A 26,597-nucleotide genomic window follows, 5' to 3' on the forward strand; every position below is an offset into this window, starting at 1 on the left:
CGTGGTTTTACCTATTCCTGCACTACCGAGTAACAGTACTTTACCGACATCTGCTTTTATTCTGTTTACTTGCTCAATTATATTTTTTATTTCTGATTCACTTTTATTAGGTAGATTTCTGCGAAGTATCTCAAACTTATGTTCTTCATTTATGACTTAACTATATTATCAATTTTTTCTTCTTGAACTTGATAATTTTTATTAAACAGCTCTCTTATCTTTCCGTATCTATGGCTTTAAAAATATTCTCTATTTCTATCGATCTCTTTTCTCCGACAACTTTATCGCGTAATGCTGCTTTAGCTGCTTCATCGTCTTCACTAAATAATATCTGTAATTTTACTTAATATTCATCTAAAGACCGAGCTTTTTTTTCGTATCTTCTATTAGCTTTGGTAAAGTATCGTGAGAACTATATAAGGTTCTTAACTTGTCAGTTAATGATTTTGAAGTAGAAGGCTTCATATTTTTACTTAATGGTAGAAAGTATATTTTTATTAGAAAACCTAATTAGATTAAAACAATTATAGGTGTGAGTTTAAGAATTTAATTTTATTTAAGCAATTTAAAATTGATTAACCAAAATAATTTATTTTTTTATTTATTGCAACTATTAATTATTAATGTATAAGACATTATACACTCAACAAAATTAGCACTTATAGTTATGAAATATTAGCCATAGGAATTTTAATAGCCGGTAATAATATATTTGCACAGGATACGAAGCCTGCTAAAGAATAAGAACAAAGAAGGATTATTAGAACTAAGCTGTAGAGGGCTTTAGCAACTATAGGGTTTTCAAATGCACTACGTACAATCTCATCATGTTTAGGCTTTTTTTTGTATAATATAATTTTACGAAGAAAATAATTTTAATTAGAGGTAGTATTAAAGTGCAATATTATATATAAGTTTGTTGATAAAAAATGATTTATTTACTAATATTTATATTTCCATAAATAATATTAGTTTTATATGCTACTGCTACTTCCTGAAATAACTTTGACTTTAATAGCACTTTTAGGGCAGTTTTTTGCCGTAATGATCCCAAATAAAAATAGAATTATTTCTAATATCATTATTTTACTATGCATATTATCAATTTTTCTTACCTTTAAGTACTCAAGTTATGAAGGAGTATGGTACTCATTTGCTACCGGAATAAATATCGGTATTAGTAAAAGCATAGTGCTACTATTCACTATTATCTCCATGATTATATACCGTGATTACTCTATTCTTGTTGCTGATGAATTAAAGTTTGAATTTATTACTTTAATGTTATTATCGGTTGTAGGTATTTTTGTTGCAATTTCATCACGGAATTTTCTATTATTATTCTGCGGTATGGAGCTTACTGCTTTAACTTCATATGCACTTGCAGGATTCAAATTAAATGATATGAAATCATCGGAAGGTGCTTTAAAATATTTTATCTTAGGTAGTTTAGTTAGTTGTTTATCATTATTCGGTATTTCTTTTATATACGGATTCGGCGGAAGCCTACAATTTGAGGATATCTTATATAAACTAAATGATAATTCCGGAATGAATCTTGGTTTAATAATCGGTATTATACTATTTTTAAGTAGTATTTTCTTTAAACTCTCAAGTGTTCCACTCCATTTTTGGGTCCCTGACGTATATGAAGGATCACCGATTACTTCGGTTACTTATTTCAACGCTGCCTCAAAAATAGGTATGGTTATTGTTTTATTAAATATCAGCAAATTAATTATAGGTAATTACTATCCTATTAATTATAATTTAATAAAGATAATTGCTATATTATCTATGCTGTTTGGAGCTTTTGGAGCCATTCGTCAAACTTCTCTAAAAAGATTAATGGCTTATAGTACTATTTTAAATATCGGTTATGTATTAATCGGCGTTCTTCTGCATAATCAAGAAGGATATAAAGCAGCTCTACTATATATTCTAATATATGCGGTAGGGAGTATAGGATTTTTTACTTGCTTAATTATACTGCTCGGTAAAGACGTCGATAAAGCTAGTTTTAAAACTATACAAGGAATTGCAGAGTATCATAAAACTATAGCTGCCGTAATTAGCATAGTTATGTTTTCAATGATTGGAATCCCTCCTCTTACAGGATTTTTCGGTAAATATTACCTTTTTTACCAAGCAATTAATCAAGAAGAATTCGCATTAGCTTATTGTGGTATTTTTACCAGCGTAGTTGCTGCGTTTTATTATCTTAAAGTAGTAAAAGCCATGTATTTTTCTAAAAAGATTGAGATAATTAAGCTGCCGATGCAATATGGGCTTTTACTGATTAATTACTTAGTTGTAGGCTTCTTGTTGCTTGGTTCATTTATTATCTCGTTTTAGCCGGTGTAGACTTTTTATTAACAACACTAACTGCAGTAGTTTGAGTAGGCTTCATAACCTTTTCTTTTAGATTCTTTATATGTTTTAGATTTTCTTCATCTAATTTTAATAAATCTTGGTCTTTTTGTTTAGCTTTTTTAGCTAGACCTAATTGACTTGGAGTAACACTAACAATATCATCCGTTCCAACTTCTTTCTTAAATTTTTCTAGAGCATCTACATATTCTCTGTTTGCATATATATTTGTCTTTACCAATTTTTGTTTTGGTTCTTTCTTTATTTTATCAGAAGAACCAGCTAAATTTCTTTCATCTTTAATATCTTCATTTAAACTTTTTATTGTCTTTATTAAATGTTTTTTCGCACTATCTCTAATACCAAGTATTTCTAAAATTCTTGCAAAATTAGTAGTAATTTTATTTCTTAATTTAAGTTTTTGTCCTCCTTTTTTTCTTTCTTCATAATTAAGAATTTTCGCAAAATAATCAGGATACTCTTTCATTAATGTTTTTAATCCTTGCTCTTTCACTTCGTAATAAGGAAAACTATATTTTTTAGAAATTAAACTATTTACTTTAATTTCTAAGCCGTATTCCTTTAAGGATTCTTGCCTTTTTTTCATTGTATCTATTAAACTAGCCTTAATTTCTTCAGGCGTTATTTCTTTAGATTGTTTATTATTAAATTGCTTTGGCATCGCTTGTTTTGCAAATTCTGCAATTGCTTCATTACTATAATATTTAGTTAATGCATCAAAACTTTTATCAATAGTTTTGCTTAAATCAATTTTAGAAACTGCAAGTAAGCTATCGGCAAAATTAGGATTTTTTGTTCTTAAATTAGAAGGAAATTCTCTAAAATGGTTAGTGGGACCGAATCCAGGCAAATGTTTGGCTCTTGAATGCGGACATATATTATTTGTTAAATTATCAAAACTACCAGCAAAATCAATTCTTACTAATTTAGGTAAAGTTTTTGGATTTTTTTGATCTCTGATAACTCCTATATTTCCAACATGTATATCAAAATCGCCGATCAATAAACTTGCCGGCATAATGTTTTCAAAGTTCTGATACTTAATTTCCTTAAAAGCATTTTCTAAGGTTCTAAATAATTTATTTCTAGCCCCCATAAAAAGTGGTCTACCGCCGTCCTTTCTAAACCAAGAACTCGGTTTAGTTTTAGCAGACATATGTTTATCCATGTCCACATACATATCACTACTATAATTCTCAAAAAATTCAGATTTGACATATATTTGCAAATCAACGGCTTTAGATTTATTAAAATCATCAGGAGCAATTAAATTAACCTTTGCTCCATTTCCAGGACTTATAGCTTCAAAAATTTGAGATCCTAAAAACTCGGCTATATTTTTTGAGCTTGAAGCCTCTTTTTTTATCATCGCCGTAATTTTACCGTCTAAGCTTTGATATACTCCGCCATGCTCTCCTACCTCATTAGCTCCGCCTTCTTTAGGCTTTAAAAAATTCCAACCTTTAAATACTGATTTCTTATTTTGCGTCATCTTCGCCTCTTTATAATGATTTACACCACATTGATAATTTTGATATAATTATAAAACATATTATTTATTTTATATCAGAAGCCGTTTTCTACTTAATTTTATTGTTCTTTAATATTTCAGCTACTTCAAGAGCTGCATAGGTAAATATACCTGTGGCACCGGCACGTTTAAAACTAATTAATGACTCCATCAAAGCTCTCTCCCAATCCATTGCCCCTGCTTCTGCTGCAAATTTTAACATTGCATATTCTCCACTAACCTGATATGCAAAAATTTTAGCATTTAAATTATTTGCCGCTTCACGAATAACATCCAAAAACGGCATACCAGGCTTCACCATTACCATATCGGCTCCCTCTGCTATATCATGCTCAATCTCAAGCATTGCTTCCTTAATATTACGTACATCCATTTGATAGCTTGATTTATCTAAATAATTCTTTTTATTACTCTTAACAGCATCGCGAAACGGACCGTAAAAACTTGAAGCATATTTAGCGGCATAAGCAAGAATTCCAACATTTATAAATCCCTCTTTGTCAAGATATTCCCTTATAGCCCTGATTCTTCCATCCATCATATCGGAAGGTGCAACAATATCTACTCCAGCTTTTGCTAGCACTAATGCCTGATTACACAAAGCTCTTACTGATCTATCATTATCAACTTCCCCATGATGCACAATACCATCATGACCATGTGTAGTATAAGGATCAAGTGCTACATCGCATATTATACCAATATCGATATTAGCGTTTTTGATGCTTCTAATAGTTCTACATATTAAATTATCTAAATTATAAGCCTCATCGGCATTTTCACTTTTTAGACTTTGATCAATACTCGGAAATAATGCAATAACATTAATACCCAGCTCTGCTGCTTCTTTTGCCGTTTCTACTATTTGATCAATCGATAAACGATATATACCAGGCATAGTTTTAATTTCTTGCCTTTCATTATGTCCTTCAACAACAAATAAAGGCAACACTAAATCACTAACCGATAAATTACTTTCGGATATTAACTCTCTAAGCCAAAAAGCTTTTCTATTTCTTCTAAGTCTAATATGGGGGTACATAAAATTCATATCTCATTTTAGTTAATAACTTGGATTCTAATATATAAAATATATAACCTAACTATCTTATAGTAAAAATATTGCATTACAAAAAGAAATTTTGCTTGCAATTTATAAAAAATTTAAGCAAGCTGTTTAATTATGTAAATAAACATAGGAGCTTAATATGGCACAAGATAATATTCCAAAATCAGTAAAAGATAGAATACAAGAGTGGGAAAAAAATCAAAAAATATGTCAAATAACCCACCAAAAAATACAAAACCGGCTGTTCCTCCAAAACCCACTTCTGAGCAAATAAAGGCATGGAACGAGGCACATAAAAAACAGACTGACTTAACTACACATTCCCAAGCACTTGATATATTTGTTGACACCCCATCTCCGCAAGTTGAAACCCAAAAGCCTATTATTTTTTCAAAACCGGCTCCAGAACAAACAAAAGTACCGGAAACAACACCTAAAAAACAATCCAATTTAACCGTAAAAGAGAAAATAGAGCAATTTTTTAAAGATCATAATATTGATACTAAAGATGCTTTGATTCCGGAATTTAGCCACTATATAGCATTAAGCGGTTCTATGGCAGGGAAGCGTCTTGATGTTACTATTAAAGCTTATGAACAATCATTAGGACGGCTAATAAAACAAGTAGGAGTACCTCAAAAAGAGTTTGTTTCTTTTATAGAAGATGATCTAATCAAGAATCATCCACACAAAGATAAATTTGAAAAAATCAATCAACATTATAAATTACCTGAACCACCTACACTATCTGATATAATTGATAATCTGAGAGAATTAGTAAACAATGATGATATAATAGCTCATTTGAAACAAAGTAGAAAACACATTGAATTTAAAGAAAAAGTAAATAATATTATTCAGATTTATGATGATAATAAACATAATCCAGCTGCTATAGCTAAAGTTGAAGCAAAACTGCAAGAGGTAGGTAAATGGTGTGAAGAAACTACAAAAATGGATAATAATCCTATTTGGAAAAATATTGGTAATTTTATAAAATATTCTTTTACTGGAGATAAAGCTAAAGCTGCTTTTTATAAAGATGCTATAAAAATTCTACTCAAAATACTAAAAAAGCTATAGCAGAAATACAAAAATCTCTTACCAATCCTTCTCCTCATTCATCTAATGTTCCACCGTCGAAGAATCAAGGAGAAAGATATAGAAGCTAATAAAAACTTTTAGGATCGATATCTATTTTTAGATGGCAAAAAGAAGGAATTTTTATAAGGCTTAGCCAAAATTTTAAATATTTCTGCAAATTAAATTTCTTATCGGCTATAATAAGTATTCGGTAACGATATTTACCAGCGAGCTTTGACATTAATGAGCTTGCCGGTCCTAAAATTTTCACGTTTGCTTTTGGTGCAACTCGGACCATATCCCTAGCAATTTCTAGAATTTTAGCCTCACTGGAACCTGACAAAATTACCGATGCTGTTTTGGAAAATGGCGGCATATCTGCTGATTTTCTTATTTCAAGTTCATTTGCAAAAAAACTATCTTCATCACCGGCTTTAACATAACTAAAAATTGTATTATCAGGATAATAGCTTTGTAAATATACTACACCTTTACTATCTCCTCTACCCGCTCTACCACCTACCTGATGTAGTAGCTGAAAAGTTCGCTCAGATGCTCTAAGATCGGCATTATTGCTTCCAAGATCGGCATCTATTACTCCAACTAAAGTAAGATTCGGAAAGTGATAACCTTTTGTTATTATTTGTGTGCCTATTAAAATATCAATTTCTAAATTTTCCATTTGATGTAGAAGCTGTGCTATTTTTTCCGGGCTTTTAGCATGATCTTTACTTATCACCGCAATTTTACTCTCAGGAAAAAGTGCTTTTGCTTCTTCCTCTATTCTCTCTATACCTGGACCACAGATAGTTAATGTTTCATCCTCTAGACATTCAGGACAAGAACTAAAAATTTTACTTTGATAACCGCAATGGTGACATTCAAGTTTTTTAGTCGCTTTATGTACTACCATCCAAGAAGAGCAGAATTTACAGGTCAATCTGTGACCGCAAGCTTTGCATAGCATGAGCGGAGCATAACCACGCCTATTAAGAAATAATAAGACTTGCTTTTTATTATCTAAATTACCTTTGATAGCTTCTATAAGAAGCTTGGATAAATAGGAATGCTTAGATAGCTTTTCTTTAGTCATGTCGATTATTTCTATATTTGGCAAATCGACATTTTTGTATCTATTAACCAATGTAACCAATTGATATTTACCAATTTCTATATTATGTATCGTTTCAATAGACGGTGTTGCCGAACACAAAACAATTTGTGCTTTATCAAATGTACCTCTTACGATAGCCGTATCCCTAGCATTATATAATATACCGTCATCTTGTTTATAGGAATCGTCATGTTCCTCATCTATAACTATTAAACCGAGATTTTTAAAAGGTAAAAACAAACTACTTCTAGCCCCAATTACTACTTTAACTTTATCGCTTAATATACCTCTTAAAATCATTTTCTTGTGAGCTTTGGTAACGCTTGAGTTCCATATGATAGGCTCAAAACCGAATCGCTCTATAAAACGATTAATAATTTGTGTACTTAAAGCAATTTCAGGCAACATAACAAGCACTTGTTTGCCTTTTGCTAAGTAATCTGCTATTAGATGAAAATATATTTCTGTTTTACCTGATCCCGTAACACCTTTAACAAGTGTTGGCTTATTACTTTCATTTAAAATTGTTACTGCTTGTTTCTGCTCTTCCGACAAATCAGGTAGCACAAAGTTATTATTGACTTTCTGCTCCTTAACTTTAATCGGTTTTTCAGCAATATCCATAGGTAATACTAACTTGGCTATGCTCCCAAGCTCTGACATATAGTAGCTACTCATCCATTTAATTAATTCTAAAACTTCTGAAGTAATATTTAAGTTTAACGGTACTTTCGCTCTAATAGTTTTTATTTTTTTTGCCTCGGAATTTGAAACAAGCTCCCATACTATGCCGGTTAATTCCTTATTTCTAAAAGGCACTACAACAAGGTCACCTATGTTTAGCTCTAAATCTTCAGGTATTAAATAATCTAGCGGAAATAATTTTGCTACCGGTAATAATATTTTTGCTATTCGCATATATAATGTATTTTATAATTTTTTTTTTATTATATACTAAACTGATAAATTATAGAAACCTAGATGAATAAAGAAACAAAAATTGTTATAGCAATTTCTGGAGCTTCAGGAGCAATATACGGTATTCGTTTGCTTGAAGTACTAAAGCAACAAAATATCGAAACTCATTTGGTTATTTCAGAGGGAGCAGCTCTTACTATAAAGCTCGAAACTAAATATTCTATAGATAAAGTTAAACTACTGGCTAATTATTATTATAACGATAAAGATTTAGGTGCTACTATTTCAAGCGGCTCTTTTAAAACTTCAGGCATGATAATAGCCCCTTGTAGTATGAAGACCTTAGCAAGTATTGCTCACTCAATGGAAGATAATTTAATTAGTAGAGCGGCAGGTGTTGTACTTAAAGACAGAAGGAAACTTATTTTAATGACCCGTGAAACTCCTTTGCATATCGGACATTTAGAAAATATGTTAAAAGTAGCGAGTTACGGCGGCATTATATCGCCGCCCGTGCCGGCTTTTTATAATAACCCTGTAAGTATAGATGATATAGTGAATCATTCTATTACTAGAGTTTTAGATTTTTTCGATATCGAAACTAATTTAATTAAACGCTGGGATAGTTATGAGCAATAAAGTATCAACTTTACTATTAAAACTTGCATTTAAAAAAGCCTGTAATATCATTAATAAATATTTTTCACCGGAAGAAAGTTTAGTAGATAAATTAATCGCTGAACGTAGAAATGAAGCAAAGAATGAATAATGTAAAATGTTCTGTTTTGGGCTTTGTTGTGTGGATCGGTTTTAACGTCATTGCGAGGAAATTACATAAGTAATTGACGAAGCAATCCAGTAAAAATTCTGATTTACAGAATTTTTTTATCACCACGCAGCCTACGGCTGCTTGCAATGACGACTCGGTATCCACGCAACAATACCTCGTGGGAATGACATACAGGGCTTCTTTTTTCAAACCATATAATAATTTAACAAACAACAATGGCACGTAATAAAATAAATAACGAAACAAATATATTAGCTGATAACGAAGATAATTTACCTATACCAAGGGTTTTACCTTCAAATGTTCAAGCAGAGCAAATGCTACTTGGAGCGATTTTAACCAATAACGAATTACTAAATTACGTATCGGAATTTTTACGTGATGAACATTTTTTTGAACCTATTCATCAAAAAATCTATAAGGCAATTGAGAAAATTACTGAAAAAGGGCTGACAGCTACACCTATTACTTTACGTAGTATGTTAACTCAAGATGAACTATTTCAAGAAGTAGAAGGAGCGGAGTATTTAGCAAAATTGATAACTATGTCAATGATGGTAATAAATCCGCTTGATTATGGTAAAATAATATATGATTTAGCAATAAAGCGTAATTTAATAAATATCGGTGAAGAAGTAGTAAATAATGCCTATAATTCTTCATTAGAAGTTGAAGCAAAGGAACAGATTGAACATGCCGAAGCTAAACTTTACGATTTAGCTAGCGAAGGCTTGAATGAAAAAAGTTTTACCAAAATCGGTATATCTATTTCAGAATCACTAGCTAGTATTAATAGGGCTATGAAAAATAATGATCATATAATCGGTATATCTACCGGTTTGATTGATCTAGATAATAAATTATGCGGCTTTCATAATTCCGATCTTATAATTCTTGCAGGACGTCCGTCTATGGGTAAAACGGCATTTGCTATAAATCTTGCACTTAATGCCTGTAATAATATGCGTCTTAAAAATATTAGAGATAATCAAGAAATTCAGTCAGTAGGTTTTTTCTCTTTAGAAATGTCCTCAGAACAGCTAACCACACGTCTACTTTCAATGTGTGCAGAAATTGATTCTACTTCTCTTCGTACGGGGATTCTAGGTGAAGAAAAATATAACCGTCTTCGCAAGGAAGCAAATACTTTATCGGAATTACAATTTTTTATCGATGATACCCCTGCTCTATCTATTTCCGCTATAAGAACAAGAGCTAGAAGAATGAAACGCAAGCATAATCTCGGTATATTATTTATTGATTATTTACAATTAATTAGAGGAGTAAGTAAATCCGAAAATAGAGTTAGCGAGATTTCAGAAATAACCCAAGGTTTAAAAGCAATAGCAAAAGAGTTAAATATTCCGGTTATTGCGTTATCTCAGCTTTCAAGAGCGGTAGAACTACGTGAGGACAAAAAACCTATGCTATCCGATCTTCGAGAATCGGGAACTATAGAACAGGATGCTGATATAGTAATGTTTATTTATCGTGAAGAATATTATTTAACTAGAAAAGAACCGGCAGCAGGCGATGCTAAACATGCCGCATGGTTAGATAAGCTCAACAAAGTATATAATATTGCCGATATAATTGTTGCAAAACATCGTAACGGACCAGTTGGAAATGTTCCGCTTTATTATGATAGTCAATTTTCTAAATTTGGTAATTTGGAGACAAGAACTTTTAACTCTAATTAAATCAGAATTGTTTTACGTCATTATTGCGTGGATACCAAATCGTCATTGCGAGCGAACGTTAGTGAGCGTGGCAATCTCAGGAATTTTTCCTGAGATTGCTTCGTCAGTTACTGCGTACCTTCCTCGCAATGATGATGTTTATCTTTTATTTTTTTCTGTTTATCCTATTGCTTTATCAAACACCTCATTATTATTGTTCCTATAAAGCCACATCTCATTATAAGGAATGAACTTACCGGGCTTTATTATTATAGTACCGTCACTTGATGTTAAAACTTGTATCTGTTTTCCTGCATATTTTTTCCCCACGGATATTTGCCCGTTATTTCTTACATGTTTGATTGTTTCTATATTATTTCCTATTATCATAATATTTATATTTACAAAATTCCTATTTTTCAATATTATTAGTATATTTAATAATAAATAACCTTATTATTTAGTTACTATATTAACAAGTTCATAGCCCATTATAAGCATTTCAACAATTACACATATAATAATTAGATATTGTTTTTGTAATTCAAGATAATAAATTATTTATCTTTGCTTTATATAACAGATAAACCGGTAATAAAATTGCAATAATTACGAGAATCATACCAGCAAATCCTAAAATTATAATAAAAGCATTAGGTACTACTGCTACAATATAAACTGGTAATATAGTAACGATAGAAGCGGTCATATTACGCATTACTACATTCGGTATCGAATTCATAAACATAGTTTTAAGGGAATCACATAGCCCTACTCCTACTCCGAGTATTGATGTAACGATAGCAAGAGTTGAAATTATCCAAACTAATAATTGTACGAACGGCCATTTTGCTATATTACTTAATTCCTTAAATCTCCGACTTCTACATTACTGGTAATCATTTGTTGATAAAATGTTGGATTATTATGATGTACTACAATAAGAATACTACAAGTCCAAATTATATATACTATTGCAGGAATTAAGCTTCCAAATAAAAACGCCGTCTTTAGCATTTTTGTTACAATAATTAGTTAAGGTATGGAAGATTACTTGGAAACTAAATGAAGTAAAAACTACCGGAGTGACTATACTCCATATAGATATTTCTTTTAGAGGTAATAATAATACACCATGCTCCTATATAAGTTATACTTGTATTTAAAGCTAATAACTTCTGTAATATTGAAGAGCCTCCGTATATAAATACTGCAAGTAAAGCATATGAAAGGAGCTTAAGGCTTACAGTACCGATGATTTGAGCAGTATGTCCTGAAAAATATTTTCCCAATGCCCAAGTGTTAAGCCTTTACCCGCTTGAAGATTAAGCTCTAGGTTAATTAAAGAAGTATAATAAATTATAAACCAAATTACAAACATCAATATTATACTAGAGGTATTATAACCTAATTTTGCTAATACCATGGGTAGTGCTATCATACCGCTACCTATACAAGTACCTGAAATTAACATGATTGAACCAATAAGTTTTTGCATAATTTAATGAAGTTTAGATTAAAGCAAAGGACTTAATTTTTGTTAAAAAGAAAATCAGCTAAAAAAAGACGATAAGAATTTTAAAGAATAAAAAGTTTTGATAAGTAAAATTAACATTCGTATAATTTTGTTAAAACATATGTAGCGGTATAGTATAATTATATTAATAATTTATGTAAAATTATTAATATTGCTTTTTAAGGGTATTTTTATATATTCTTATTAGACCTCTTCCCAAACCAACTTATAGAGAGGAATTTAACGGAGACACGGGACACAGCACCACAGCATATATAGAAATACGTGAAGATGCGAGTACCGAATCGACGTATAAATTATCTCTAGAAACGACGCTTGGGAAGAGGTCTATTGAAAATTACTATATTTAAAAATGCATAGATTAGCTAAAATAATTAGTAATGCAGGAGTTTGTTCTAGGCGTGATGCTGAAAAGCTAATAGTTGAAGGACAGGTAAAAGTAGACGGCATTACAATTTTATCACCAACTACAAATGTTGATATTAGTAATCAAATTGAAGTATCAGGCACATTAATCAATAATATACACAAACCAAGGCTTTGGATTTATTACAAACCTGTTGGTTTAATTACCACTCATAAAGATCCTTTATCTCGTAAAACGGTGTTTGAACAGCTAACCGGTTTACCTCGTGTTATTTCAATAGGTAGGCTGGATTTAAATAGCGAAGGTTTATTATTACTAACTAATAGCGGTGATTTAGCTCGTCAGTTTGAGCTCCCCTCAAGTAGGTTAAAGCGAGTATATCATGTTAGGGCGTATGGGAAGTCTGATATTCTACTAAAAAGCAATTATAAAAATTTAGAAATTGACGGGATATTTTATAACCCTCATTCGATAAAATTACTTAAGCAAAATAAAACTAATTGTTGGTTTGAAGTAGTTTTATTTGAAGGAAAAAATCGTGAAATTAGAAGAATATTCGAGTATTGTGGACTAAAAGTTAACAAATTAATTAGGATTCAATATGGTAGTTTTACAATAGATAATCTAAAACCCGGAGATTATAAAGAAATAAATAATAAAATACTGGAAAATAATTAGTAATGTGTTATTATTAATACATTTTAACTAATCATATAGAATACATATGACAAATCTTAATATATATAAATGTGCAGAAAAAGACCTAAACGATTACCTTGGTTATATAAAAGATACCCCTAGTGTCTCGCTAAATGATTTTATCAAAAATAAATATTTCGCTGAAGATAATGATAACATTATCATTACTAGTTTAGAAAATATGGAAATTAACGCAGATTTAGCCAATGCTAATTTCCAAGGTACAATACTAACAGATGCCGTATTTAATAATTGTGACTTAACAAATACCATATTATGTGATTCAGATTTAACAAATGTAAAATTTAATGATTGTACATTTATCGGTACCGACTTTAGAGGAGCAAATCTTCATTATACAGATTTTAATTATAAAGATTATGATTATGATAACTATAAAATCCCCAATCTCAAAGATAAAATACGAGATATAAAACTATCTTTTTCAGATCTTGAAAGATTAAATCAATATATAGATAAAGATTTAGAAAAAGAACATATCAAAGAAATAGTTATAGATGAAGCTACGAAGACAAAGAAATATATTTTGGCTGGAGAAGACGAAAAAACTTTATGGGACATCAAATCAAAAGAACTAAAGACTAAGCAAGAAGAGTTAGAAACTCTAAAGCAAAATTTAGATAATCCTGGGATTGCTACCAATCTTTTAAATGCTTTTTGGAATAGTGCAGAAACTATTGCTAGAAACCGACAAAACGAACTAAAAAAAATCAACAAGTTACAGCATGAAGTAAACAAATTAGAAACTGAAGTATATGCTTTAGATAATCTTAGAATGTTCTGCGGTAAGGGTTTAGATGGTATTTTTGAGCAGTTAAAAGACGAAGAAATACAAATAACACTAGACCCATCATATATTATAGGTTCGACTGCCACAGAACGAGATATACCGAAAGAATATATAAAATTAACTTCTGCCGAATTTGATCTATATTTAGCTAAAGCAGCAAAACAATCCAATACAAAATTATCTCTTACCGAATTTGTTAGAAAGCAAAAAAATCTTTCAGAAGATTTAAATATAGTTCCTGATCTTTCAGCGATTAATTTATCAGGTAAAACTCTTACTAATCTTAACCTGAAGAATACATTATTTGCTTCAGCCAACTTAGAGAATGTCAAAATCTCAAATTGTAATTTAGATTTTACTAATTTTGAAGGAGCTAATTTACAAAATGCCGTTTTTCAAAACGTTACGGCTCGTAACGCAGGATTTCTTTTTGCTGATCTTAAAAAGAGCAAAATTGAAAATAGTGATATGTCGAGAGCTTACATGCCTAAAGTAGATTTATCTGAAGTAGAGGTAACAAATAGCAAATTTAATGCGGTTATGATGGTTAATGCCGATGCCGAAAAGTTAATTATTAAAGATTCAGAATGGAAAAATTCTAATCTTACCGGTATATCGCTTGCCTATGCAGATATGCAAAGAGTTCAAATGCAGGGGGTAGTTTTAAATAATGCACTTCTAGATCAAGCAAATATCGTTTCTACTAATCTTGAAAATGTTTTTATGAATAAAACACATGCATTAGAAGCAAAATTTAAAGAGCAATGTAACATGCAAGGCATAACTGCAAGAAATGCCTATTTTAGCGATGCTGAGTTTGAAAATATACTATCTTTAAAAGAAGCTGACTTAAGAGAAGCTATAATGCAGCGTGTTAAACTTAAGAACGCTGATTTAACAAAAGCACAGCTTGATAAAGCAAATCTTGAATATGCCGATCTTACAAACGCTACGCTTACTAATGCAACTGCACAATTTGCTAAGTTAAGTAATGCTACTTTAGAAAAAGCAGAAGCCGAGGGATTAAATATTTCGGATGCTATTGCTAAAAATATTAATGCTAAGGAAGCTAACTTTAAAAATGCAATTATGCAGCGTGCCGATCTTACTAAAGCCAATTTCACTAAAGCAGTGTTGGAAAATGCCGATATGCAAGCAGTGGAAGCAGCCGAGGCTATATTTAAAGAAGCAAATCTAAAACAAGCGAATCTAAAAGCAGCAAATCTAGCTGGAATTAATAAAGAAGGAGCAGATTTTGATAAAGCAAAAATCAACGATGCTACAAAGATGCATGATACTAAAGGTGAGGCTAAAGGGAATTTAGATCATCAAGATAAAGACGGTAAAAAAACATCTGTCAATGTTAACGAACATGCTAAATTACAAGATAAAATTCATGCAAGAGAGAAAAGCGGTTGGTTTCTGAAAACCGGAGTAGGACAGCTTTGTACAAAACTTGCTAAAAGTACTACATCAGGAATTAGCCGCGTAACAAATTTTTTAGCAAGTAAAAAATTTTTAGTAGGACTTGCCGTAGTAGCCGGTCTTGCAGTAGCAGCTGCACCTTTCGTAGCAATGCCTGTGTTATTGGTCACCGGCACGGCCCTTACTACTAAAGCTGTCATTCTAGGAGCAGGTATTTTGGCCGGAGGGCTAGTCGCTACCGGAACTTATAAACTCACTCAAAAACCTTTACGCAATCTTCAGAAGTCATTTGAAAACTTAACTAGTAGTATAGATAAATATATCTCACCGCCTCCTAAAAATATTGATGAATTAGTAACAGCAAAACAACAAGCAAGACAAAAAGCTGAGACAGAAAAATCTAAAGAAAGGGAAGAAAATTTAAATAATGTAAATAATAATATTGATAAAGCTAAAGAACAAGATCTTTTAAAACAAGCACAAAATAATTTAAACCAAGCAACGCCAAAAGTAGAAATCAAAGAAAAGCAAGATAAAACTGTAGAAAAACAACAAGCAAAATCTAATACATTCGCAGCAAAATTTAAGCCTAACACTAAAGGCAAAGGATTTGCCACAAAAATAAAAGACGAAAAAAAATCACGCTCAATAAAAGAAGCATATAACTAAATAAGTGTTAAAAATAATATCCGGTAAATATAGAAACCAAATTATACCTACCGCTAAAAATATCAAATATCGACCTTCCACCGGTAAGCTCAAAGAGGCAATATTTAGTATATTAACCTCCGGTGAGTTTACCGGTAATAAATTATTTAACGAAAATACTCACATTCTCGATTTATTTGCCGGTAGCGGTAGCCTTGCTTTTGAGAGCCTATCAAGAGGAGCAGGTTTTGCTACCTTAATTGATATTGATACATCCTCATTAAAAATAGCAGAAGGATTTGCTAAATCTCTAAACATTGAAAATAATGTTAATTTCGTTAATATTAATGCTTTAAATCTACCGAAAGCTACTAGACATCTTTTTAAACCAGCTTATAGAGAGGGATCTAAAGGAGACACGGAACACAGCACCGCAGCGTACACACTAGTACGTGAGGATGCGAGTACCGGATCGACGTCTAAATTACCTCTAGAAGCGAAGTTTGGGAAGATATCTAATAAATCATTTGATCTTGTCTTTATAGACCCCCCTTATCATAAAAATATAGTGCCTAAAGTAATGAAACTGCTGATAAAAAATAATTGGCTCAAAGACGGTGCTATTATAGTTATTGAGATGGCTAAAACAGATGATTATATTTTAGATGAAAATATTGAAATTATACGTGAAAAACTATATGGTAAGAGTAAGCTGTTGGTTTTGAGCTTTACCGTCATTCCCGCGAAGGCGGGAATCCAGTAAAACATATAAAATATAAAAACTTGTTTTTATATTTTTATTTTATTAATAGTATGTAATTTTGTACCTGTATTAAGGTTATTTTTTCTGGATTCCCGCTTTCGTGGGAATGACATAGAACCGTGTAACAAGACATTAAAAACAAACATGACCAAAAAACATTACATATGTTCTAACTGTGGAAATATTAGTCCTAAATGGTCAGGGCAGTGCTTTGATTGCGGTGTATGGGGTAGTATTGTCGAAGAGATAATAAGTACAAATCAAGCAATTGTTAAAGTCGGTAGTAAGCAAGACTTCGATAAGCTTTCAGGGCATGTAACCGAGCAGTTACGCATCCCTACCCCTATAGGTGAATTCAATAGAGTACTAGGCGGCGGTTTAGTACTTGGTTCTGCTATATTAATAGGAGGAGACCCTGGTATAGGCAAATCTACTTTGTTACTACAGCTAGCAGCAAGTAACTTTGCATCAAAGATGAATTGCTTATATATAACGGGCGAAGAATCGTTAGACCAAATAAAATTAAGGGCCATAAGGCTAAACCTAACTAACTATAATACCGATATTTTAGCAGCTACTAATTTGGAAGATATTATTGCGAGTATAGAAGCTAATAAAAATAATATTGATTTAATAGTGATTGATTCTATTCAAACAATTACCACAAAAGAATTATCATCGCCTCCAGGCACTGTTTCGCAAATTCGTACATGTGCAAATGAGCTTGTTAATTATGCTAAGCAAAACAATATAATTATTTTATTAAGCTGTCACGTCACTAAAGACGGACAACTAGCAGGTCCTAAGATACTTGAACATTTAGTTGATACCGTGCTATATTTTGAGGGAGATCATAATAATCATTTCCGTATTTTACGCTCATATAAAAATCGTTTTGGCGGTGTGGGTGAAATAGGAGTATTTGAGATGAGCGGCAGCGGGCTTATTGAAGTAACAAACCCGTCTGAACTATTTTTAATGCAGCGAGAACAGAACGTTATAGGTACGTCTATTTTTGCAGGAATCGAAGGTTCAAGACCGTTACTTATGGAAGTACAAGCCCTTATAGTACCCTCAAATATGGTAACTCCTAGACGCTCTGCGGTGGGCTGGGATGCTAATAGGTTATCAATGATACTTGCCGTGCTTAGTAGTAGGATAGGACTGAATCTTGCTAACTATGAGGTATATTTAAGCATTGCGGGGGGACTTAAAATTGCCGATCCTGCTTCTGATTTAGCAGTAACAGCGAGCTTAATATCTGCTGCAACCGGCAACCCTGTACCCGAACATAGCGTCTTTTTCGGCGAAATAAGCTTATCGGGTGAAATAAGAAAAACCGCAAAAGCAGAAACAAGAATAAAAGAAGCCGTAAAACTTGGATTTAATAAGATTATCTGCTCTAAATTTGAAAATTTAACGTATGACTTCATATCTTCCGTCTCACATTTAAAGGACCTAAAAGAGATAATTAAATGAGTATAGTTTATGAAATAAGAAATTTGGAAGAAGCACGTAATTTTTTATCTAGTGTAGAAGAACAGCTGATATTAACAAATCATGCCTCTAGCGTAAAATATTACGGTATGCTAGCAATTGATTACATGTTTAAAACTCTAAGTAAAGAATTTCCGGAAAAAGTTTTAGATCTTACCGTAAATGTAGGAGAGGATCACGCCGCTTTATTTACTGCAATCAAACTAGGGTATAAGAATATATCATATACAGGAAATTCTGAGGAAGCTAGGGGGTTGTTGTACGGATATCAAACCGTCATTGCGAGCGACTGAAAGGAGCACGGCAATCCAGAAAATAATTAAAAAAATGCTAAAAATTAGCATTTTTAACTGGATTGCTTCGTCAATTACTCCGTAATTTTCCTTGCAATGACGAAAATTTAATAAAAAACCATGAATATCAAAGATATAGGAGTAATAATTGCTAAAAAACCTTTGAAAGAAAATACATTTATTATTACGGTTTTTACTAAAAATCATGGTTTATATTCGGGAGTTGTAAAAGAATTTTCTAAAAAAAGTAAATTTATATATCAAGAAGGGAATATTATAGATTTTCTTTGGCAGGCAAGATTACATGAACATATTGGCATGGCTAAATGTGAACTCATTAAATCTTACACCGGTTATTTTATCACAAATAAAGCTAAATTATATGCCTTTAATTCCGTTATATCTTTAATTAAAGAGTTATTTCATGAAAGAGAAGAACATTCTAAATTTTTTTCATTTCTAATTAACTATTTAGATAATTTATCAAAGAATTTTTGTTTTCGTGATTATATTAATTTTGAGCTAGCTTTACTTGCCGAGACGGGTTATAAGCTTGATCTTACCAAGTGCGGCGTGAGCCATGTTACAACTGATTTAATCTATGTATCACCTAAATCAGCTAGAGCATTATCATATGAAGTAGGAAAACCTTATAAAGATAAATTATTGATGTTACCAAGATTTTTACTTTCAGATAATAGTGAGATTACATTAGAAGAAAAACGGCAAGCTTTAGCTCTAACAAACTATTTTTTTAATAGATATTTATTTCATAATAATAGACAGGTTGAAGCACGCCAAACTTTTATTGAATATACTTTAAATAATTTTTAGAGACTATATTTTTACTTTTATTTTTCTTATTTTATGATATACTTACTTAAGTAATTACTTAAATAAGTATGTAATATGACTAGACTAAGCATAGATATACCAAACGAATTACATCATTTTCTTAAAGTTCACACTGCACATAAAAATGATACTATTATGAATTTTGTAAGAGAAGCGATATATCATAAAATAGCACAGGAAAAAGCATTAAATGCAGAATCAATAAAAATATTAGAAGAATCAGCAAAAGGTTTAAATATTAATAAATATTCTGCGTATAAAGAAATGTATAAAAAGCTTAATTTAATATGATTCTGCAAACCTCTACTATTTTATTCCATGTCATTCCTGCGAAAGCGGAAATCCAGTTGAGTAAAGCTTCTTAAAAGCTTTACTCAAGAAGAAAGTAATTTAATAAAAAAAATCTTTAAAATCAAGATTTTTTTAGCCTGGATTCCTGCTTTCGCAGGAATGACATAAGGGCTTTTCAAAAATTTCCCGGTACACTATCTATATACATACCGGTACACATAGTGACTTATTCAAATAATAATCTATGAAAATACTAGCATTTGACACAGCCAATAATACTGCATCGGTAGCAATATCCGAAAATGAGAATATCCTTGCATGTATAGAAGAATTACGTCCTTCTATGCAAGCAGAAAATCTAATGCCGATGATAGAAGACGTGATGAAATCAGCTAAATGTTCATATGATGATTTAGATTATTTAGCGGTAACTAACGGACCCGGTAGCTTTACCGGCATTAGAATAGGACTTGCTAGTGCTAAAGGTATATTATTTTCCAAGGAGAATATTAAAGCAGTAGCGGTTAGCAATTTTGAATATGCTTATTTTAGAGCCATAACTCAAGTTAAAGATTATGATAAAATATATGTCTTTTTAAACGCTTATCGCTCACAGCTTTATATGCAAGTTTTTCATAAATCAGGACAAATAGAAGAGCCGTTATTGATAGATTTCGAGTATGCTATACAACTGCTTACAGATGAGAAAGGGAATATAGTTTGTTGCGGTAGCGGACTTGAATTTATATATCACCAAATTATGCATTTGCCGAATATAATAACCTTGCCACGTTTTGCACGAGTTAAAGCTTGGGTTACCTGTAGATATATTGCTAGTAGATTGTCGAGCGATGTAAAATTAAATAGCTCTATCGAGCCACTATACATACGCCCTCCTGATGCTAAAATCGCAATCAATTATGCCATTCCTAGTTAAAAGTAGAAATCCATTTACTGGATTTCTATAATCAACGCAATGACATAAGAGCTTTATTATAAGTATACTACATCATCTTCATAATTAAAGACTCCAAAATTATAAGATAATTTCATAGTAAAATCACTATTAGAGTGTTCTACTTGATTGTCTGATACTTTTATTTCATCTTCATAATCAAAGAATCCGGAATATCACTATCAGATACTGCACCTGATTCTTGCTTTACACACTTCTTGTCGTGTATTAAGGCTATTATTTGCCCAACTAATGATTTCGATAAATCATGATTATCCGAGTTAATAATATCAATGATTCTTACTAGACTTTCATCTGAGGCGTGCGAAATTATTGGTGCTAGCTTATCATTTGAAATATGACTCATGATTCTTACTAAATTTTTATTTGGAATAATATCAAAATTTTCTGCAAGCTTTTCTTCTCCTGCTAAAATAATTATATTTTCAAGCTGTTCATCAGAAATATCCTCATCTGATAATTTTTTTAGTTCCTGCTCGGTAAGCTTTTCTAAAGAAAGGGTAGTATCCATATATGTATTTAATTTATCTAATGGAATAAATTGCATTAATTTTTCAAAATGCTCCGGCAAAATATAATGAACTAATTTTTGTGGTTGTTCATCGGAAATATTATTCATTAATTCTACCAATTTTTTATATGTTATCTTTTCAAAAACTTCATCTAATGCATTTTCAGATGTGTTTAAAATTGCTTCTACTAACTCATTATCAGGAAGAATTTCTAGTTGATCTAAGAGATTAAATGTTTCTTCAGCGTTATTATTTAAATAAGAAAAAACTTTATTACTCACAAAATTAAAAGTTTCAGCAACTTTAGAAGAAAGAATACTAGATGTATTTTTTATAATATTAAAACTCTTTACTCCGAAATCATAAACTGTTTTTAATGATGAACTAAATGTACTGAAAAAACCTTTACTTTTAGGTGTGTTAGTTACTTTTTCACTACCATCAAGCTTATTTAAAAGATCTGTAAATCTGATTTGAGAGATGCCTAGAGTATCTGGCTGACCTTTTACTGCTTCTTGGAAGATTATTTTAGAATTTAAAAAAGGATATTTAGCTTGAGCTTCTACTATTTTTTTATTACATATTTTCTTCTTGCTTAGTAGGAGAAGTTATAAACTCAAATTCATCGTTAGCAAGATAGGAGGCTGACTTTGGAGAGGTATTATTTGGGATTAAATTTTGTAACTTATTAAAAATTGATGTTATGGCCATAATTTTTCCTCATTTCTGATTATAATAATCAACATTGCATTATAATAGAAATTATGAGGAGGTCAAGATAAAGGCTAATAATTAAAGGCTAATAATTATTAACTGTTTATTATATTTTACTTAAAATTGATTAATTTATCAAAAAGGGATATTCTACTAAATGTCATGCCCGCGAAAGCAGGGCATTGTTGCGTGGTTCTAACTTTTCATCATTGCAAGGAAATTACGAAGTAATTGACGAAGCAATCTCAGGAGTTTGTTATTATTTCATGAGATTGCCATGCAGTCTACAACTACTCGCAATGACGATTTAGTAGTATCCATGCAACAATGCCGCAGTACTTGTATGATAATGTAGCCAATTTTTGAAGTTCAACGAGTATATTATAATTGTCTTTGTTCTTGAATTAGCTCAAAAACTTCAACTGTGTCTCCTTCTCTAATATCTTCGTAATTTTCAAATGCTATACCACACTCATATCCTTCTCTAACTTCTTTAACCTCATCTTTAAAGCGTTTTAAAGTTTTGAGTTTTCCTTCATGAATGACTACATTATCACGTAATAAGCGTACGCCCGCTCCTTTCTTAATAATCCCTTTAGTTACATAACTACCGGCGATTTTGCCAACTTTGGTAATATTAAATATTTGTCTAATTTCTGCGCTTCCGATATACTGCTCTCTAACGATCGGATCAAGCATACCGCTCATAATGGCTTTTATATCATCAATTAAATGATATATTATACTATAATATCTAATATCGACTTTTTCTTTTTCTGCGGCAGTTAAGGCATTTGCCCCTGCTCTAACGTTAAAGCCAACAATAATAGCCGAAGAAGCATGTGCAAGAGATACATCGGATTCCGTTATCGGACCTACGCCGCTATGAAGTATACGAAGCTTTATCTCATCACTCGGTAATTTTAATAAGCTACCTGAAATAGCTTCAACCGAGCCTTGAACATCACCTTTAATAATTAAAGGTAATTCCTTAATTTTACTATTACCGGAAGCTTTTAAAAACAAATCTTCTAAACTTGAACGCGGTGCAATAGATATTTTTTTTTCTTTAGCAAGACGCATTCTATATTCGGCTATATCTTTTGCTTGTTTCTCATTTTGTACTATGTTAAATTTATCGCCGGCAAAAGGCACTGCATTTAACCCCTGAATTTCTACAGGAACAGACGGAGTTGCTTCTACTATTTCTAGTCCCTTATCATTAGTCATCTTTTTAACTTTACCGTAAGCAGTACCAGCTATTATAATATCACTGTTTCTTAAAGTACCTCGCTGCACTAATATAGTGGTTAGCGTGCCTCTTCCTTGTTCAATTTTTGACTCGATTACAACACCGGCAGCTGAACCGAAAGGATTTGCCTTTAAATCCTGCATTTCTGCAATTAATAAAATTGCTTCTTCAAGTTTATCTAAGTTAATTTTCTTTAGTGCCGAGATAGGAATAATCATAACGTCACCACCTGCCTCTTCGCCGATAATTTCATGGACATATAATTCGTTCTTTACACGCTCAATATCAATATCAGGCTTATCAATCTTATTAATAGCTACAATTATAGGAACGCCCGCTGCTTTCGCATGATTAATTGCCTCAACCGTTTGCGTTTTGATTCCATCATCTGCTGCGACCACTATAATAACTATATCCGTTACTTTAGCACCTCTTGACCGCATTTCCGAAAAAGCTTCATGCCCCGGAGTATCAATAAAAGTAATTGCTCTACCGTCTGCAAGAGTTACTCTATAAGCCCCAATATGTTGTGTAATTCCGCCTAGCTCACCTGCAGCAATATCTGTAGACTTAAGAGCGTCAAGCAATGAGGTTTTACCATGATCGACATGACCCATTACCGTCACAACCGGAGCACGCATTCTTAAATCCTCAACCTTATCATCACTAATTAAAACATTTTCAACATCTGACTCTTGGACTCTTTTGACCGTATGCCCTAAATTTGTTGCAACTAGTTCTGCCGTATCGGCATCTATTGTTTGGCTAGCATTTGCAAGAATACCGAGTTTCATTAATTCTTTAATTACATCAGCCACTCTTTCAGACATAGCATTTGCAAGATCGCCGACTCCGATAGCTTCCGGGATCGTCACTTCTCTATATACTTTCTCAGGTGCTTGTGATACTAATTTACGCTTTTCTTTTTCTCTAGCTCTTTTTATAGAAGCAAGACTTCTAGTTCTACCGCTGCCGCTTTCGTCGTCGCTAAGCATATTGAAAAGATCGGCTTTTTTGAATTTTTTTGGCTCTTCTAGCTTAATTTTTGGTGCTATTATTTTACTATCTGCTGTTTTATCTAATTCTTTCTCTGATTCTATACCGTAACGTGTTCGCATTCCTACTAAAGGAGACTTTACAAAAGTTTCTTCTTTCTTTTTAGGTATTTGTGACGGTATATCTTCATCATCTTGAACGATTTTAGCACTAACTTCTACTTTATTTTCTTCGGTATTTTGCTGTTTTTGTTCAACTTCTTTATCAGTTTCTAGCGGTTCTATTTTTGAGTTAGCAGACTGGTTAATACTTGCAAGTTTGCTTAAAGTGCTTATTTTTGAAGGGTCATTTAATTGAGATTGCTCAGCAGCTTTTTTAAGAATAGATAAACGTCTGTTAAATTCTTCCTTATTAGCATCAATAACAGTTTGATCTAAGCTATTCCTTTCTTTATTTAATGAAAGGGTAGTAGCACTACCGGTAGAGCTTTTTCTAACTTCTACTAGCGTTTTAGATTTAGCATTAACAAAGCTTTGAGCTCCTGTAAGAGAGTCAAAAGACTTATTAAGCGATAATTTTGAATTGCCAAGTGTCAACTTTTTGGGTTTGATTTCCTGGTTATCCGTCATATTTAAAACCTTTGTGTTTCTGTTTTTTTCCGTCTACTACTTGATTATGTCATTCCTAGCTAAAAGCGGCGTTGCTCGCATGACTCGTTTATGTCATTCCCGCGAAAGCGGGAATCCACTAAAATTTATAAAAAAACTTATTTTTATAGGTTTATTTTTCAAGGACGCCCTAATTACTAAGCTATTTATTCTGGATGCCTGCTTTCGCAGGAATGACATACACCCTACATTCAACCCACTAACTATCCTTCAATGCACCATGCTGTCTAGCAGTTTTAATCAGCAATTTAATATTTTCGTCCGTTATATTAGAATTTGGAGCTAAATTTTTAAATTCATTTACACTCATCTCTCCTAAATCTTCTATGGTCTTTATACCATATTCGGCAAATTGTAATATTAATTCAAGCGATAATTCTAATATATCTATTAATTCTTGCTCAACTCCTAGATCCTCTAGCTTTTTGATAATCTTTTCATTCTTAAGGTCGACGTAATTAATAGCTCGATTTTTAATCTCTACGGCAAGTTCTTCCTCAAAGCCTTCAATTCTTGTTAAAGTACTAATCTCACTACTAGCAATTTGTTCTACTGAATTAAATCCCGTTACCGATAAAAGCTGACCTATAACTTCTTCAACATCTAAAGCTTCCATAAATAATGCCGTAGAAGTTAAGAACTCTTCATTTCTTCTTTTTGATTCTTGCTCTTCGGTCATTATATCGATATTCCAACCTGTAAGCTGAGAAGCTAAACGAACATTCTGCCCTCTTCTACCTATTGCAATACTTTGATTTTCTTGCGAAACTACTACTTCTACCTTATGCCTATCCTCATCAATCAAAATTTTTGTGATTTCCCCAGGTGCAAGCGGTGCAAGAGCATTAACTATAAACTGTGCAAGATCATTACTCCATAATACTATATCAATTTTCTCTCCGTTTAATTCATTTGTTACGGCTTTTACTCTATTACCTCTAATACCTACGCATGAGCCTACGGGATCTATACTACTATCCGAAGCAAATACCGCTATTTTTGCTTTTGAACCGGGATCACGTGCTACTGATTTTATTTGAATAATAGATTCAAGAATTTCAGGTACTTCTAGCTTAAATAGTTTAACTAGCATCTGGTTATCTACTCTAGACAAGAAAATCTGCGGTCCTTTTGTTTCTTGCCTTACATCCTGTACATATGCTTTTATACGATCATTAGGTTTAAAATTCTCACCCTTAATTAATTGATCTTTTTTTATTATTGCTTCAGCACGACTCAGGTCAACTATTATATCACCGTATTCTATTCTCTTAACTATCCCATTTATAATTTCGCCTTTTCTATCTTTAAAGTCATGATATTGTTTTTCACGTTCAGCTTCTATAACACGTTGAGTTATAACTTGTTTTGCAGCTTGAGCCGATACTCTAGCATGATCAATCGGCGGTAAATATTCATATATCCCATCACCGATTTTAGCTTCCGGATTCTTTATTAAAGCTTCTTCAAGTGAGATTTGCGTTAAGTAATCTTCTACATCTTCTACTATTTTTAAGATCCTTAAAAGATTTATCTCACCGGTTTTCCTATTTATCTGAGCTTTAATATTATATTCATTACCGTATTTTTTTCGTCCTGCTGCTTGTACCGCTTGTTCAACCGTTGAAATCAAAATTTCTTTTGATATTCCTTTCTCACGAGCTACAGAATCTATAATTTGTAAAATTTCTACATTACCTATATTAGACATACATTAT

General features: G+C 31.9%; 22 protein-coding genes and 1 pseudogene. 13 read left to right on the top strand and 10 right to left on the bottom strand.

Annotation, left to right across the window (positions count from 1 at the left end):
• Positions 1–978: 978 nt before the first annotated feature.
• Entirely contained in the window at positions 979–2,355 is a 1,377-nt protein-coding gene (nuoN, locus tag RSL_RS04100; RefSeq protein ID WP_012719810.1) for an NADH-quinone oxidoreductase subunit NuoN, read from the top strand.
• On the opposite strand, the gene RSL_RS04105 is transcribed toward nuoN, so the two are convergent.
• Both RSL_RS04105 and hemB read right to left on the bottom strand, forming a co-directional pair.
• A complete protein-coding gene (locus tag RSL_RS04105) occupies positions 2,342–3,883 on the bottom strand; it encodes a hypothetical protein (RefSeq protein WP_014273575.1) in 1,542 nt (513 codons plus the stop codon). The two genes, nuoN and RSL_RS04105, sit on opposite strands and share 14 nt — an antisense overlap.
• An 88-nt stretch (positions 3,884–3,971) precedes the next feature.
• Entirely contained in the window at positions 3,972–4,964 is a 993-nt protein-coding gene (gene hemB, locus RSL_RS04110) for a porphobilinogen synthase (protein WP_014410814.1), read from the bottom strand.
• Positions 4,965–5,198: 234 nt separating this feature from the next.
• Here hemB and RSL_RS10010 point away from each other — a divergent pair, with 234 nt between their 5' ends.
• The gene (locus RSL_RS10010; RefSeq protein ID WP_014273577.1) at positions 5,199–6,074 is read left to right on the top strand and encodes a hypothetical protein; all 876 of its coding nucleotides are present in this window, start codon (positions 5,199–5,201) and stop codon (positions 6,072–6,074) included.
• A gap of 85 nt (positions 6,075–6,159) precedes the next feature.
• Here the strand turns inward: RSL_RS10010 and RSL_RS04120 are convergent, their stop codons facing one another.
• Entirely contained in the window at positions 6,160–8,106 is a 1,947-nt protein-coding gene (locus RSL_RS04120) for a primosomal protein N' (protein WP_014273578.1), read from the bottom strand.
• 63 nt (positions 8,107–8,169) lie between these two features.
• Here RSL_RS04120 and RSL_RS04125 point away from each other — a divergent pair, with 63 nt between their 5' ends.
• The 3 genes from RSL_RS04125 to RSL_RS04130 all read left to right on the top strand — a co-directional run bounded on the left by RSL_RS04125 (position 8,170) and on the right by RSL_RS04130 (position 10,596).
• Complete coding sequence (locus RSL_RS04125; protein WP_014273579.1) at positions 8,170–8,745, top strand: UbiX family flavin prenyltransferase; 576 nt, start codon at positions 8,170–8,172, stop codon at positions 8,743–8,745.
• Positions 8,735–8,875, top strand: coding sequence for a hypothetical protein (locus RSL_RS09340; protein WP_014273580.1), 141 nt, complete (start codon positions 8,735–8,737; stop codon positions 8,873–8,875). Before RSL_RS04125 ends, RSL_RS09340 begins: the two co-directional genes overlap by 11 nt.
• Positions 8,876–9,111: 236 nt before the next feature.
• On the top strand, positions 9,112–10,596 hold the full coding sequence (locus tag RSL_RS04130) for a replicative DNA helicase (RefSeq protein WP_004998193.1): 1,485 nt from the start codon (positions 9,112–9,114) through the stop codon (positions 10,594–10,596).
• Positions 10,597–10,755: 159 nt separating this feature from the next.
• Here RSL_RS04130 and RSL_RS04135 read toward each other — a convergent pair whose 3' ends face one another.
• The 4 genes from RSL_RS04135 to RSL_RS04145 all read right to left on the bottom strand — a co-directional run bounded on the left by RSL_RS04135 (position 10,756) and on the right by RSL_RS04145 (position 12,073).
• Positions 10,756–10,965, bottom strand: a complete 210-nt coding sequence (locus RSL_RS04135) for a hypothetical protein (RefSeq protein ID WP_014419854.1) — start codon at positions 10,963–10,965, stop codon at positions 10,756–10,758.
• A 154-nt stretch (positions 10,966–11,119) separates the two neighbouring features.
• The gene (locus RSL_RS04140) at positions 11,120–11,431 is read right to left on the bottom strand and encodes an aromatic amino acid transport family protein (RefSeq protein WP_081463616.1); all 312 of its coding nucleotides are present in this window, start codon (positions 11,429–11,431) and stop codon (positions 11,120–11,122) included.
• 205 nt (positions 11,432–11,636) lie between these two features.
• Positions 11,637–11,867 carry a to amino acid permease gene (locus tag RSL_RS09575; RefSeq protein ID WP_081463617.1) on the bottom strand — a complete coding sequence of 77 codons (231 nt, stop codon included), beginning with the start codon at positions 11,865–11,867 and terminating at the stop codon, positions 11,637–11,639.
• Positions 11,819–12,073 carry an aromatic amino acid transport family protein gene (locus RSL_RS04145; protein ID WP_041472091.1) on the bottom strand — a complete coding sequence of 85 codons (255 nt, stop codon included), beginning with the start codon at positions 12,071–12,073 and terminating at the stop codon, positions 11,819–11,821. The genes RSL_RS09575 and RSL_RS04145 overlap by 49 nt, the downstream gene beginning before the upstream one ends.
• A 391-nt stretch (positions 12,074–12,464) precedes the next feature.
• Between RSL_RS04145 and RSL_RS04150 the strand changes: the two genes are divergently transcribed.
• From RSL_RS04150 to tsaB, 8 genes are all read left to right on the top strand, one after another.
• On the top strand, positions 12,465–13,157 hold the full coding sequence (locus RSL_RS04150; RefSeq protein ID WP_004998185.1) for a pseudouridine synthase: 693 nt from the start codon (positions 12,465–12,467) through the stop codon (positions 13,155–13,157).
• A gap of 46 nt (positions 13,158–13,203) precedes the next feature.
• A complete protein-coding gene (locus tag RSL_RS04155) occupies positions 13,204–16,083 on the top strand; it encodes an effector protein SrfD (RefSeq protein WP_014273582.1) in 2,880 nt (959 codons plus the stop codon).
• Positions 16,084–16,087: 4 nt separating this feature from the next.
• Positions 16,088–16,825 (top strand): RsmD family RNA methyltransferase, encoded by a 738-nt coding sequence (locus tag RSL_RS04160; protein ID WP_014273583.1) that lies wholly within the window; start codon positions 16,088–16,090, stop codon positions 16,823–16,825.
• Positions 16,826–16,969: 144 nt separating this feature from the next.
• Entirely contained in the window at positions 16,970–18,304 is a 1,335-nt protein-coding gene (radA, locus tag RSL_RS04165) for a DNA repair protein RadA (protein WP_014273584.1), read from the top strand.
• Entirely contained in the window at positions 18,301–18,615 is a 315-nt protein-coding gene (locus tag RSL_RS04170) for a hypothetical protein (RefSeq protein ID WP_004998178.1), read from the top strand. Before radA ends, RSL_RS04170 begins: the two co-directional genes overlap by 4 nt.
• A 120-nt stretch (positions 18,616–18,735) precedes the next feature.
• The gene (gene recO / locus RSL_RS04175; RefSeq protein ID WP_004998176.1) at positions 18,736–19,449 is read left to right on the top strand and encodes a DNA repair protein RecO; all 714 of its coding nucleotides are present in this window, start codon (positions 18,736–18,738) and stop codon (positions 19,447–19,449) included.
• 75 nt (positions 19,450–19,524) lie between these two features.
• Entirely contained in the window at positions 19,525–19,761 is a 237-nt protein-coding gene (locus tag RSL_RS04180) for a hypothetical protein (RefSeq protein WP_010977422.1), read from the top strand.
• A 244-nt stretch (positions 19,762–20,005) separates the two neighbouring features.
• Positions 20,006–20,698: a tRNA (adenosine(37)-N6)-threonylcarbamoyltransferase complex dimerization subunit type 1 TsaB gene (tsaB, locus tag RSL_RS04185; protein ID WP_014273585.1), complete on the top strand. Its 693-nt coding sequence runs from the start codon at positions 20,006–20,008 to the stop codon at positions 20,696–20,698.
• 56 nt (positions 20,699–20,754) lie between these two features.
• Here the strand turns inward: tsaB and RSL_RS04190 are convergent.
• The 3 genes and pseudogenes from RSL_RS04190 to nusA form a co-directional block, all read right to left on the bottom strand.
• A pseudogene (locus RSL_RS04190) lies at positions 20,755–21,960 on the bottom strand (hypothetical protein).
• A gap of 384 nt (positions 21,961–22,344) precedes the next feature.
• Positions 22,345–24,840: a translation initiation factor IF-2 gene (infB, locus tag RSL_RS04195; RefSeq protein ID WP_014419857.1), complete on the bottom strand. Its 2,496-nt coding sequence runs from the start codon at positions 24,838–24,840 to the stop codon at positions 22,345–22,347.
• A 238-nt stretch (positions 24,841–25,078) separates the two neighbouring features.
• The gene (nusA, locus tag RSL_RS04200; protein WP_014273588.1) at positions 25,079–26,590 is read right to left on the bottom strand and encodes a transcription termination factor NusA; all 1,512 of its coding nucleotides are present in this window, start codon (positions 26,588–26,590) and stop codon (positions 25,079–25,081) included.
• Positions 26,591–26,597 lie beyond the last annotated feature (7 nt).

The sequence above is a fragment of the Rickettsia slovaca 13-B genome, assembly GCF_000237845.1.
GTDB classification, from domain to species: domain Bacteria; phylum Pseudomonadota; class Alphaproteobacteria; order Rickettsiales; family Rickettsiaceae; genus Rickettsia; species Rickettsia rickettsii.